10 protein-coding genes, 1 tRNA gene and 1 other annotated feature are annotated in these 11,718 nt (G+C 44.8%); of the genes, 9 read left to right on the top strand and 2 right to left on the bottom strand.

Features of this window, described 5'->3' with window-relative positions:
* The first annotated feature begins 199 nt into the window (after positions 1-199).
* From IGI86_RS11905 to IGI86_RS11890, 4 genes are all read left to right on the top strand, one after another.
* Positions 200-1,168: an NADP-dependent oxidoreductase gene (locus IGI86_RS11905; RefSeq protein ID WP_034878421.1), complete on the top strand. Its 969-nt coding sequence runs from the start codon at positions 200-202 to the stop codon at positions 1,166-1,168.
* A 14-nt stretch (positions 1,169-1,182) separates the two neighbouring features.
* Positions 1,183-1,545 carry a TIGR02328 family protein gene (locus IGI86_RS11900; protein WP_010747697.1) on the top strand — a complete coding sequence of 121 codons (363 nt, stop codon included), beginning with the start codon at positions 1,183-1,185 and terminating at the stop codon, positions 1,543-1,545.
* Positions 1,546-1,697: 152 nt separating this feature from the next.
* Complete coding sequence (locus tag IGI86_RS11895) at positions 1,698-2,759, top strand: LLM class flavin-dependent oxidoreductase (protein ID WP_087627089.1); 1,062 nt, start codon at positions 1,698-1,700, stop codon at positions 2,757-2,759.
* Positions 2,752-3,468 carry an NADPH-dependent F420 reductase gene (locus tag IGI86_RS11890; RefSeq protein ID WP_430617316.1) on the top strand — a complete coding sequence of 239 codons (717 nt, stop codon included), beginning with the start codon at positions 2,752-2,754 and terminating at the stop codon, positions 3,466-3,468. Before IGI86_RS11895 ends, IGI86_RS11890 begins: the two co-directional genes overlap by 8 nt.
* Positions 3,469-3,703: 235 nt before the next feature.
* Here the strand turns inward: IGI86_RS11890 and IGI86_RS11885 are convergent, their stop codons facing one another.
* On the bottom strand, positions 3,704-4,156 hold the full coding sequence (locus tag IGI86_RS11885) for a DIP1984 family protein (RefSeq protein ID WP_430617315.1): 453 nt from the start codon (positions 4,154-4,156) through the stop codon (positions 3,704-3,706).
* A 562-nt stretch (positions 4,157-4,718) separates the two neighbouring features.
* Here IGI86_RS11885 and IGI86_RS11880 point away from each other — a divergent pair.
* Complete coding sequence (locus tag IGI86_RS11880; protein ID WP_086373195.1) at positions 4,719-6,371, top strand: peptide ABC transporter substrate-binding protein; 1,653 nt, start codon at positions 4,719-4,721, stop codon at positions 6,369-6,371.
* Between the two features lie 93 nt (positions 6,372-6,464).
* Here IGI86_RS11880 and IGI86_RS11875 read toward each other — a convergent pair.
* Positions 6,465-6,546 (bottom strand) — tRNA-Leu (locus IGI86_RS11875).
* Between the two features lie 631 nt (positions 6,547-7,177).
* Positions 7,178-7,417, top strand: a binding site (T-box leader).
* A gap of 92 nt (positions 7,418-7,509) precedes the next feature.
* On the opposite strand from IGI86_RS11875, the gene IGI86_RS11870 reads away from it, so the two are divergent.
* The 4 genes from IGI86_RS11870 to IGI86_RS11855 are packed head-to-tail and all read left to right on the top strand — an operon-like array spanning position 7,510 to position 11,465.
* A complete protein-coding gene (locus IGI86_RS11870) occupies positions 7,510-8,358 on the top strand; it encodes an SAM hydrolase/SAM-dependent halogenase family protein (RefSeq protein ID WP_042890452.1) in 849 nt (282 codons plus the stop codon).
* On the top strand, positions 8,355-8,909 hold the full coding sequence (locus tag IGI86_RS11865; protein WP_005234545.1) for an ECF-type riboflavin transporter substrate-binding protein: 555 nt from the start codon (positions 8,355-8,357) through the stop codon (positions 8,907-8,909). Before IGI86_RS11870 ends, IGI86_RS11865 begins: the two co-directional genes overlap by 4 nt.
* Before the next feature lie 26 nt (positions 8,910-8,935).
* Complete coding sequence (locus tag IGI86_RS11860) at positions 8,936-10,645, top strand: ABC transporter ATP-binding protein (RefSeq protein ID WP_430617314.1); 1,710 nt, start codon at positions 8,936-8,938, stop codon at positions 10,643-10,645.
* A complete protein-coding gene (locus tag IGI86_RS11855) occupies positions 10,635-11,465 on the top strand; it encodes an energy-coupling factor transporter transmembrane component T family protein (RefSeq protein WP_005234547.1) in 831 nt (276 codons plus the stop codon). The genes IGI86_RS11860 and IGI86_RS11855 overlap by 11 nt, the downstream gene beginning before the upstream one ends.
* Positions 11,466-11,718 lie beyond the last annotated feature (253 nt).

Raw genomic sequence — 11,718 nt, 5'->3', positions numbered from 1 at the left:
GCAATAAAAAAATGAAGAAAAAATAAACCCGTTTCCTTCAAGGCTTAGCAGGAGGAACGGCCAGGTGGCTGCGGCAGTTTCCAAACATATCATTTGTCAAATTTCTTCCTTTTGCCTAAGCTAGGGAAGTGAGAAATCAAGGGATGGAAAAACAGGAACCTCTCTTTGATGAAGAATGAATGTAAGGAGTGAAGCATCAATGGAAACACGTGCTGTCGTTATTGAAGCCTATGGTGGAAAAGACCAATTAAAAGAAGCAACGGTCCAATTACCAGAATTAAAAGCAAATCAATTATTAGTCAAAGTTGCCGCAACATCCATCAACCCAATCGATTGGAAATTAAGAGAAGGCTATTTGAAACAAATGTTTCCATGGGACTTCCCAATTATTTTAGGCTGGGATGTCGCAGGGGATATCGTAGAAATAGGCGCTGACGTGACAGAATTCAAAGTTGGTGATGCAATCTATGCCCGCCCTGAAACGACTCGTTTTGGGACGTATGCTGATTATGCCATCGTGGATGCTGAGTTAGCAGCGATTAAACCAGAAAACCAAAACTACGCAGAAGCAGCTGCAGTGCCATTAGCTGGTTTGACTGCTTACCAAGCGTTGTTTGAACACGGTCGTTTAAAAGAAGGGGAAAAAGTCTTGATCCATGCCGGAGCAGGCGGAGTTGGTACCTATGCGATCCAACTGGCCAAAGCAGTTGGCGCTTACGTCATCACGACGGCTAGTCCACGTAACCATGAGTTATTGCAAAAACTTGGTGCCGATGAGATCATCGATTACCACACGACAGATTTTGAAGAAGTCTTGCAAGACATCGATTTGGTCTTTGATACGATGGGGGGCGACACCCAGAAGAAAAGTTTCACTGTCTTAAAACCTAAGGGCCGTCTGATCTCGATTTTGAGTATTGAAGACGAAGACTTGGCAAAAGAAAAAGACATCTTCGCCAAAGCAGTTTGGTTACGAACCAACGGCAAACAATTGGCAGAATTGACAGAGCTGATCGAAGCAGAAAAAGTCAACAGTGTCATCGGTGCAACCTTCCCATTGACAGCACAAGGAATTTACGATGCCCACGCATTGAGTGAGACACACCATGCAGTCGGCAAGATCGTTATTGAAAACCAAGACAATTTCATCAGCCAAGACGCAGAATAAAGGAGGCTGAACCGATGCGCTTATGGCATGAAGCGCTGATACCTGCTTTGCCTCGGCAGCAGCTGTTAGGCCAGCATCGTGAAGCAGCAGCCTTGCGGGGGCTAGGCTGGGGCAAGAAGCACGCAACCGTCGATTACGTTTTTACCCATCCGCCCTATAAATTGTTTCAATACCATCAGTTAGTGCTGGATGAAATGACCTATCGAGGCTATCGGCCAGCACCTGAATGGTACGATCCAGCGTATCGTGGCAAAAATCTGCCGCTGGAACCCTCCGTTCAAGCTGTTCCTTTGACTACGCCGATCTATCCAGAACATGATGAAGCATACTTGGAAGAATGCTTAGTGAATCTCCATAGTAAAGGGATCTATCTTTAAAGACCAAACACTTTCCTGAATTTTTGTTCGGGAAAGTGTTTTTTTGCTTTAAAATCGATAACTTACAAAAAGTAAGCATATTGTTCGCAACTTTTTTTGTTCCTTGTTATAGTGAGAACAGAGAATCAGTAATGAGAAATGAGGAAAAGAAAATGACCATCAATCACAGAAATCTTGAATTTGGGTTAGATACGTTTGGCGATCTAGCCTTTGATGATACAACGAAAGAACGGATCAGTTACAGCGAATCGTTGCGCAATATCGTGGCAGAAGGAAAATTAGCCGATGAAGTCGGCATCGATGTCATTGCCTTAGGGGAGCACCATCGGGAAGAATATTCGATCTCAAGTCCTGATACGGTACTAGCGGCTTTAGCGATGGTTACCAAAACCATCAAATTAGGTACCGGTGTAACTGTCTTGAGTTCGGATGATCCCGTGCGGGTCTACGAACGGTTTGCGACCGTTGACGCGTTGTCGAACGGTCGTGCACAAATCATGCTGGGACGAGGATCTTTTACTGAATCATTCCCTCTATTCGGCTATGACTTGCAAGATTATGAAGAACTATTTGAAGAAAAAACAGCGATGTTCAGTGAATTGAGAAAAGGCAAACCATTAACTTGGGAAGGCAAGTTCACGCAATCCTTAAAAAATGCCGACGTTTTTCCAAAAATCGAGGGACACCAATTAGATACCTATGTGGGTGTCGGTGGAACCCCTGAATCGATCATTCGTGCCGTCCGTTATGGGTTTCCCGTTATGTTAGCGATCATCGGTGGCGAACCTGCTCGTTTTGCGCCGTATGTTGATCTGTATAAAAAGGCAGCGCAGCAATTGGGGCAACCGATTTTGCCAATCGGCATGCACTCCCATGGTGTGATCGCCGACACCGACGAAGAAGCCTATGAAATCGGCTGGAACTACATCAAAAAGAGCATGGACAAAATCGGTCTTGATCGCGGCTGGCCAGCCATGAGCAAAGAGCGCTTTGACTTTGAAGTCGAACATGGTTCTTACTATGTAGGCAGTCCAGAAACCGTGGCGCAAAAAATCGCCCGTATGATGCCGCAAGTCGGTGTAGAACGCTTTGATCTGGTTTACGGTACTGGCGGACAGCTGCAAAAAGACCGTTTCAAAACGATTGAATTGTATGGAACCAAAGTGATTCCACGGGTGAAAGAATTGTTGGCAGCAGGTGATAGCAATGCCTAAAACCATCGGTATTTTAGGCGCAGGCAAGTTAGGCTTAGCACTCGCAAATCTTGGTGCCAAGGCGGGCTATCGGGTCTTGATCGCTAGTACGAAGCCAGCAGAAAAAATCGCCTTGTCCGTTTCTGTGTTGGCTCCGGGAGCGATCGCAAAAAATGCCGCTGAAGTGATGACAGAAGCCCAAACGATCCTTTTGGCAATTCCGTTGAGTAAGTACCAACAGCTACCAGCAGAAGCTTTGGCTGGCAAGCTAATAATCGATGCCATGAATTATTGGTGGGAAGTCGATGGCAAAGAAACAGAATACTCATCCATCGAGCAGACTTCTTCGGAACGTGTGCAACGCTATTTTTCCCAAAGTAAAGTAGTCAAAGGATTCAATCATATGGGGTACCACGACATCCAAGAGGAATCTTTGCTGACGAGAACGTCTGCTCAAGGAACTGCCAAAAAAGCCATCGCCATTGCTGGTGATGACCAAACCGCCCTCGATCAGACAGCAGAAATCGTTTCTGCCTTCGGCTTTGATCCCTTTCCTATCGGTGCTTTAGCTAATGGCATCATGTTGGAACCCGGCAGTCCTTTCTTTGGTGCCAATCAAACCAAAGAGGGATTGACGGCATTGATGAAGGAGTTTTGGAGCAGTGAGAAAGGGCAAGCGTTTCTGGCGCGTCCTTCCGCTGTGAGTAACAAGCAGCAGGCTTCGCAGTAAAAGAGCCGCCTCCATGTACGACTGGATACGATAAAAACAACCCTCTTCTCAAAAAAGAAGAGGGTTTTTCCCATCCAGTCAAATCAGCACGTGGTCGCTAAAAAATACAATGTGATTGTTACGATTGTGATTCGTAAGCAGTGGTTGTTACGTTTACGTCTCTGCCAGACGTTCCATAGTGTACATATCAGCCTGTACCTGCTTTGTGCTCGCCTTTGACACCCACCCATATTGATTAAAGATCGACCAGCCAGTTGGTTTGTTGGATCTTTCCATCTAATTCTCGCAGCTGCTTGGCGGTCGCATTCAATTGCTCCGTTAGCGTTTTTATATCGATCGTACGCACCAGTCGAATTTCGTTGCGACCTATTCGGGGAGCTGCTTTGGTTTCATCCAGTGCTTGCGTTAGCAGTGCATGCTTGCGGCGCAGCTGTTCTCGCTGTTCTAGTGCTTCCATCAGCAATAACGCACTATCTGCTAAAGAGGCAGTCGCATTTTTCCGATTGATGGCAACGACTAATTCTGAATATTGTTGATTGATCTCATCGTATTCCTTGAACAATTCTGTGATACTACGATCCAAGGTATCGCCTTCTTGGACTAACACACTGCTAGAGATCTCGTTACGTAATTGAAACAGACGATTGTTCAAATCCCGTCTTAAAAGTAACGCTTCTGCTAATTTCATTTTGGCACACTCCTTTTTACAAATGAGAACAGCTTATCTAGTTCTTATCCTAGAGAAGAACGTGATGAAAGGCAAGCAAGATGCAAAAAAAGGTCTGCCAGAAAAATCATAAAAAACTGAATATTCGCAATTCTTGTTGACTTCCAAAAACACCAATAGTATACTTTATAACAATCATGAAATAGACAAAAAAACGTCATTTACCTGTTTTTTAGATAAAAAGAAAGACGATGAAGAGAAGAGTAGCTTTGGAATCTGTTAGAAGAGAACCCGGATGGTGAGAAAGGGCAGCAGAAAAAAAGTGAAGATGAGCTCTGAGTGATCTGATTTGTTCACGCAAATCAGACGGAAAGCAGCCGTTATCGTGCCAAGTATCTTAGCGTACTGTTGAGGTGCCATTTGTGAGGATGGTGCGAAAAAGGGTGGTAACACGAAAATCTCGTCCCTTTGTTTGTCAAAATTGATAAGCAAAGGGATGAGGTTTTTTCTTTTTATCGATGAATGCGTTTTTTGCCGTCATGAAAAACACTTGCGTTGGTTGCGCAATCACATAGGAGGAAGAATGGAAATGATCTGGAAGAAGCGTTTATTGGTTGCAGCAGGAGTGATTGGGTTGACCCTTTCCGGCTGCACGACAACAGGAAATACCGAGGGATCAGAGGCTGAAACTAACGGAGCGCCGAATCAAGCGATTGCGGTGAGTCTACCGGCTGAGCTGACGACTCTCGATACGACTCAAACGACGGATAAAGCAACATTTACCATCGTTCAACATTTATTCGAAGGGCTTTACCGTTTCGATGAAAACAGTGAACCAGTTCCGGGCTTGGCAGAAGGAGTCGAAATCAGTGAAGATGGCAAAACCTATACCTTTACCTTGCGAGAGGATGCGAAGTGGAGCAATGGCGAAGCGATCACTTCAGCTGACTTTGCTTATGCGTGGAAAAAGTTAGTCGATCCAGCAACGATGGGACCTAACGCCTATTTGTTAGATAATGTAGTTAATAGTAAAGACATTCGTGAAGGCAATGCTGATATAGAAACGATTGGTCTGGAGACCCCAGATGACGCGACCTTTATCGTGCAGTTGGAGCAGCCACAGCCATCCTTTTTATCCTTGATTTCCATCGGCTGGTTGGCACCGCAAAACCAAGCCTTTGTTGAAGAAAAAGGTGATACCTATGCTCGTACAAGTGAAGATTTGCTGTATTCTGGTCCCTTTACCTTGACCGATTGGCAACAGACTGGGGATGAGTGGACATTGGTGAAAAATGACCAATACTATGATGCTGATGTCGTTCAATTGGAGGAGATCAAAGGCTCCACCATCAAAGAAGAAAATACTGGGATCCAATTGTTTGAAAGCGGCGACCTTGATTTGCAAAAAATCAGTGGGATCTATGTTCAACAATATGGAGACAATGAAGAGCTAGTTACGCAAAATGATGTTGCGAACTTTTTCTTAGACTTTAACAAAACGGCCAACGATGCCTTGGCAAATGTTCATGTGCGTAAAGCGATCGCGTTGGCGATCGACAAAGAAAGTCTCGTGGATAATGTGTTGAACGATGGAGCGAAAGTTTTAAACGGGCTGGTCCCCACCGGCTTAGCTACGAATCCAAATACTGGCGAAGATTTTCGAGCATATAGCGGTGATTACAACTTGTATGATTTAGAGGCGGCCAAGGAAGAGTGGGAAAAAGCCCAAGCGGAAATTGGCGAAAGTACGACGTTGCGTTTATTAGTGACAGATGATGACAATGGTCAAAAAATCGGGGAGTACTTGCAAAGCCAACTGCAAGAAAACTTGCCAGGCTTGTCGATCTCCATCAACAAACAGCCACGTGCCAGCTTGAATCAATCAAGAGCAAATAGTGATTACGAGCTTTCCGTTTCTGGCTGGATCGCTGGAAGTAGTGACATGGATATGTTCTTTATCTTATACAAAAATGGCGCTTCCTTTAACTACGGCGGCTATGTCAACGAAGAATATACGGCATTGACGGAAGATGCGCGCACCGTTCATGCCAATGACCCCGATCAATATTTTGAAGATTACAAAGCGGCAGAAGAAATTTTGTTGGAACAAGATGCTGCGCAAGTCCCTCTATACCAGAGTGCTTCAAATTATCTGATCAAATCAAATGTAAAAGACATCCAATTCCCAGCCTATGGCGCGCATTTCTTTTTCCGCACCGCCTATGTCAGTGAATAAGGAGAAAAATAGCTGAATGAAGAGCGCATGTTTATTCGATGAACATGCGCTTTTTGCAACAAAAAAAGCAGTTCAGAAAGCTGAACTGCTAAATGCGGAAGATGGGAGTTGAACCCACACGAGATAAACTCACACGCGCCTGAAGCGTGCGCGTCTGCCATTCCGCCACTTCCGCATAAGATAAAGATAATCCTTTCTAGGAAGAAATGCAAGTCCAATCTCACAAAAAGGAGCCCGCCAGCGGGGACTGGCGGGATAGGAGTAAAAATGAAAAAGTGTTAGGGTTGTTTGTTGGTATGCATTTATAATAGCGTGTAAATGTGAAAAAAAATTGACGAATCAAACAGAATTCTGAGAAGAAATCGCCAAGAAAAAGTGAAACTAGATAAAACAATCAGAAGACAAAAAGGAGCCCGCCAGCGGGGACTGACGGGATAGGAGTAAAAATGAAAAAGTGTTAGGGTTGTTTGTTGGTATGCATTTATAATAGCGTGTAAATGTGAAAAAAAGTTGACGAATCAAACAGAATTCTGAGAAGAAATCGCCAAGAAAAAGTGAAACCATGTAAAACAGTCAGAAGACAAAAAGGAGCCCGCCAGCGGGGACTGGCGGGAAGGAGTAAAAATGAAAAAGTGTTAGGGTTGTTTGTTGGTATACAAGTATCATACCGAGAAAATATGAAGAATTTTCGAGCGAAATTTAGGAATTGCGTGAATCTTTTGACAAATTATGCCTTCTGTTTGAATTTTTTCTTAAAAGAGAATTGACAAAAGGCACAAGCTTTGATAATTTAAATGAAACAAAATGCAAACGCGATGAAAAAGAAAGTAGAATCAAGGAAGTTGTCTAGCAGAGAGTTCCGGTAGGTGGGAAGGAACGACAACGAATGATTTGAAAATGACTTTGGAGCGGATTTTCTGACTAATTAGGAAAATACGGTTGCCCCGTTAACAAGCGACAGTCTCCGAGTGTTTTCGGGTACTGAATGAGGTGAAGCCTGTGAAGGTTTTGCAGATTAAGGTGGTACCGCAGGTGATGCCCTTAGCTTTGGCTAAGGGCTTTTTTTGTGTCTGCACGGTCAGCTGTTTCAAGCGCAGGTTTTGTTAAAAAGGAGAAAGGTTGTTGGGAGGAGAGAAAAATGCACAAATTAGTGGTTCAAACCGATTTTGGTTTGCAAGATGGAGCGGTTAATGCGATGTACGGGGTAGCTTATCAAGTGGCACCGGAGCTGGTCATTGCTGATTTGACTCATGAGATCGAGCCATACAACATTCATGATGCCAGCTATCGTCTGCTGCAAAGCGTCACCTATTGGCCAGCAGGAACGGTCTTTGTTTCAGTGGTCGATCCTGGCGTAGGGTCTGATCGACGAAGTGTGGTTGCCAAGTTGGCGACCGGACAGTTGGTTTTGACACCAGATAATGGTACACTGACCTATTTAGCGACTTATATCGGAATCACTGAACTACGGGTGATCAATGAGGCAACTGAGCGGTTGGCAGGATCAGCCGAAAGCCATACATTTCATGGTCGGGATGTTTATATGTATAACGCCGCGCGTCTCGCCAGTGGCGCCATCAGCTTTGATGAGCTAGGAACACCCGAACCTAAAGAAGCGATCCAAGTCTTTGCCATTGAAAAGCCAAGCCAAACAGCAGAAACGATCACTGGCACGATCGATATTCTTGATATTCGTTTTGGTTCGTTGTGGACGAATATTCCCCATACGTTCTTTAAGCAATGGCAGGTACAGTACAATGAGCCGCTGCTCGTCAGTATTTATTACCAAGATACGCTGCGTTATCAAGAAGAAGTGCGTTTCGGACGCTCTTTTGCGCAAGTGTCAGAAAATGAACCTGTCTTATATGTCAATTCCCTATTGAATATTGGTTTAGGGCTCAACTTGGCTTCGTTTGCTGAAACCTATAAAATCGGGACTGGCACGAATTGGAAAATTACCCTCAAAAAAAGGAGAAATGAAAAATGAATCAATCAAAATTTACAGTAAAACACATTGTTGCTATCGGAATCGGTGCTGCCGTCTTTTTCGTCTTAAAACGTTTCGTCACGATTCCAACTGGTTTTCCAAATACAGATATCGCCACAGCCTATCCTTTCTTGGCATTATTAGGCGTTGTCTACGGTCCAATCGTTGCTGGTTTAGCGGGCTTTATCGGCCATGCCCTAGGAGATTTGACGACTTATGGTCCGTGGTGGTCTTGGATCGCCGCCTCTGGGATCTTAGGTGTGTTCTTCGGACTTTTGACTCGTTGGATTCCAATCCAGCAAGGAACCTTTGGCGCTAAAGAAATTCGGACCTTCTTGATTGGTGAATCGATCGCAAATTTGGTCGTCTGGGTGATCATTGCCCCAATCGGTGATATTTTGATCTATGGCGAACCAGCGAACAAAGTCTTTGCGCAAGGAGTCATTGCGGGATTGACCAACGCAGTCGTAACTGGGATAATCGGAGTGATCCTGCTAAAAGCCTATGCCCAAACCAAAACCAAAAAAGGCAGCTTGAGCAAGGAATCCTAAACAAAGAAATGTGTGAAGGCTAAAAAATGAAACAAAAAATCATTCAATTTACGAATTTTTCTTTCCAATATGATGCACAAGCGGAACCGACCTTGAAAAACATCGATCTAACGATCTTTGAAGGAGAAAAAGTCCTGATCGTCGGTGCTAGCGGTTCTGGCAAAAGTACATTAGGAAAATGTTTGAACGGTTTGATCCCGCAAAATGACGAAGGTAGTAGTACCGGAGCATTGACGATCGGTACCAATGCCTTTGGGCAAGCTTCCATCTATGAGCTGTCTTTGACCGTTGGCACGGTGCTGCAAGACACCGATAGCCAATTTGTAGGTTTGACCGTAGCAGAAGATATCGTGTTTTCCTTGGAAAACGATCAGCGTAGTCAAGCTGTGATGCAGGAGGCGCTGCGCGTTTGGGCAGAAAAGACCGACTTAATGGATCATTTGGCAAAAAAACCGCAGGAATTATCGGGTGGCCAAAAGCAGCGTGTTTCAATGGCAGGTGTTTTGATCGATGAAACACCGATTCTACTGTTTGATGAGCCCCTAGCCAACTTGGATCCGCAAACAGGTGTGGAAGCCATCAAAATGATCGACCAGCTGTATCAAGAGAAGCGTTTTACCACCATCATCATCGAACATCGCTTAGAAGAAGTGTTAGCCGCCGCTGTCGATCGCATCATCGTGATGGAAGAAGGCCGCATCATTGCCGACAGTACACCGAATGAACTATTAAAAACGGACATGCTGCAGCAAGTCGGCATTCGTGAACCACTGTATTTAGCCGCCTTAAAAAAAGCGGGGGTTCCTGTGACCGATGCTGCTGATTTGGTCGCGGTAGAAGCATTTGCATCACCTGAGATTGCCGAAAAACTGACTAGGTTTCAAAAGGAATATCCGAAATCGGCACTTCCTAGCCAACAGCCGCCGTTGTTGGAAGCGAAGAATTTATCGTTTTCTTACCAAGTGGGCAAACCAATCTTGCAGGCACTGGATTTTACCATCCATCAAGGAGAAATGATTAGTTTGGTTGGGCATAATGGCGCAGGAAAATCGACCTTGTCCCATTTGATTACCGGCTTTTTGACACCGACTTCTGGCAAGTTGCTTTGGCAAGGAACAGACATGGGCAATGATTCCATCAAAGAACGAGCGCAAAAAATCGGGTATGTTTTGCAAAACAGCAATCAAATGCTGTCAAAAAACTTCCTGTTTGACGAAGTTGCCTTAGGCTTGCGCAACCGAAATGTCCCAGAGGCTGAAATCACAGAAAAAGTTCATCAGACCTTGAAAATTTGTGGTCTTTATCCGTTTCGCTCATGGCCATTGTCGGCACTAAGTCATGGGCAAAAACGCCGAGCCGCCATTGCAGCGATCCTCGTCTTAGATCCTGAACTCATTTTATTGGATGAGCCGACAGCGGGACAAGACTATCGCCATTACACCGAAATGATGCAATTTTTACAGGAGTTGAACCAGCGGGGATTAACGATTGTTATGATCACCCACGATATGCACCTGATGTTGGAGTATACACAGCGGACGATCGTTTTGACGCAAGGAACGATTTTGCTGGACGCACCGCCAGAAGTTGTTTTAGCAGACAAACAAGTGGTGAGTGCCGCGAACCTTAAAGAAACCAGCTTGTATACACTGGCGACCCTTAACCAGTTGACAGATCCCGCCGCTTTTACTGCTGCCTTCATTGCCAGCGAGAAGGAGGGACACGATGGAGAGTAATCTAATCGGCTATCTTGACCGCAAAACGTGGATCCACCAATTAAGCGGTGCCGCAAAACTGATTTGTTTTTTGCTGCTATCCGTTATCGGGATGATCTCTTATGATACGCGTTTTCTTATTGGACTGGCATTGTTTTCGGTCTTTCTATTTGCCAGTGCTGGAATTCGCTACCGAGATATCGCTTTTGTATTAAAATTTATCATCTTCTTTTCGATTTTGAATTTGGTGGCGGTCTATCTTTTCGCTCCAGAATACGGGGTGGAGATCTACGGGACGCGCCACGTGATTTTCGAAGGGATCGGTCGGTATACATTGACCCAAGAGCAAGTGTTTTATGAGTTGAATCTGTTGATCAAATATTTTGTCACGATTCCGCCAGGGTTGATTTTCCTGTTTACCACTAATCCAAGCGAGTTGGCGTCCAGTATCAACCGCATCGGGATTTCCTACAAGATCGCCTATGCAGTCGCACTGGCTTTGCGTTACATCCCTGATATTCAAGAGGATTTTCGAACCATTGCCAAAGCGCAGCAAGCACGGGGCGTGGAGCTTTCTAAAAAAGCACCTTTGCGCAAACGAGTGGCAGGCAATGTCGCGATCGCGATTCCTTTGATTTTTTCCAGCTTGGAACGGATCGACCATATTTCTGCTGCCATGGAGCTAAGAAGGTTTGGCAAGCATAAGCAGCGTACCTGGCTGAAAGCTAAGCCGATCCAAGGCAAAGATCTCTTGGCGATTGCTGTCGTTTGCTTGATCGTGGCGCTTGGATTGTTCTTGATGGTCCTTAATGGCGGACGCTTCTACAATCCGTTTCGTTAACAAATCAACACATGAAAACTTAAAAAAACGGACTCATTGTCAATAATGAAAGTGGGACGGATGAATCAACTCTGATTCATCCGGTCCCATAAATGATCGAGACAAAAAACGCAGGACAGTCAGTCAATTGACTTTAGCGAGTGCTACATTTGCTAAAGCCAGTTGCTGCTAGGTCTGCGTTTTTTTGCCGATAAAAAAAAGGAGCCCGCCAGCGGGATAGGAGTAAAAATGAAAAAGTGTTAGGGTTGTTTGT

The organism is Enterococcus sp. AZ188, assembly GCF_050544075.1.
Taxonomy (GTDB): Bacteria; Bacillota; Bacilli; order Lactobacillales; family Enterococcaceae; genus Enterococcus_D; species Enterococcus_D entomosocium.
The sequence above is the reverse complement of the archived record's forward strand: the minus strand, read 5'-3'. Positions and strand labels throughout refer to the sequence as shown.

What these genes read in the sequence shown, in the direction of transcription:
- IGI86_RS11905 (WP_034878421.1), top strand. Translation starts at nt 200, where the DNA reads ATGGAAACACGTGCTGTCGTTATTGAAGCCTATGGTGGAAAAGACCAA.
- IGI86_RS11900 (WP_010747697.1), top strand. Translation starts at nt 1,183, where the DNA reads ATGCGCTTATGGCATGAAGCGCTGATACCTGCTTTGCCTCGGCAGCAG.
- IGI86_RS11895 (WP_087627089.1), top strand. Translation starts at nt 1,698, where the DNA reads ATGACCATCAATCACAGAAATCTTGAATTTGGGTTAGATACGTTTGGC.
- IGI86_RS11890 (WP_430617316.1), top strand. Translation starts at nt 2,752, where the DNA reads ATGCCTAAAACCATCGGTATTTTAGGCGCAGGCAAGTTAGGCTTAGCA.
- IGI86_RS11885 (WP_430617315.1), bottom strand. Translation starts at nt 4,156, where the DNA reads ATGAAATTAGCAGAAGCGTTACTTTTAAGACGGGATTTGAACAATCGT.
- IGI86_RS11880 (WP_086373195.1), top strand. Translation starts at nt 4,719, where the DNA reads ATGGAAATGATCTGGAAGAAGCGTTTATTGGTTGCAGCAGGAGTGATT.
- IGI86_RS11870 (WP_042890452.1), top strand. Translation starts at nt 7,510, where the DNA reads ATGCACAAATTAGTGGTTCAAACCGATTTTGGTTTGCAAGATGGAGCG.
- IGI86_RS11865 (WP_005234545.1), top strand. Translation starts at nt 8,355, where the DNA reads ATGAATCAATCAAAATTTACAGTAAAACACATTGTTGCTATCGGAATC.
- IGI86_RS11860 (WP_430617314.1), top strand. Translation starts at nt 8,936, where the DNA reads ATGAAACAAAAAATCATTCAATTTACGAATTTTTCTTTCCAATATGAT.
- IGI86_RS11855 (WP_005234547.1), top strand. Translation starts at nt 10,635, where the DNA reads ATGGAGAGTAATCTAATCGGCTATCTTGACCGCAAAACGTGGATCCAC.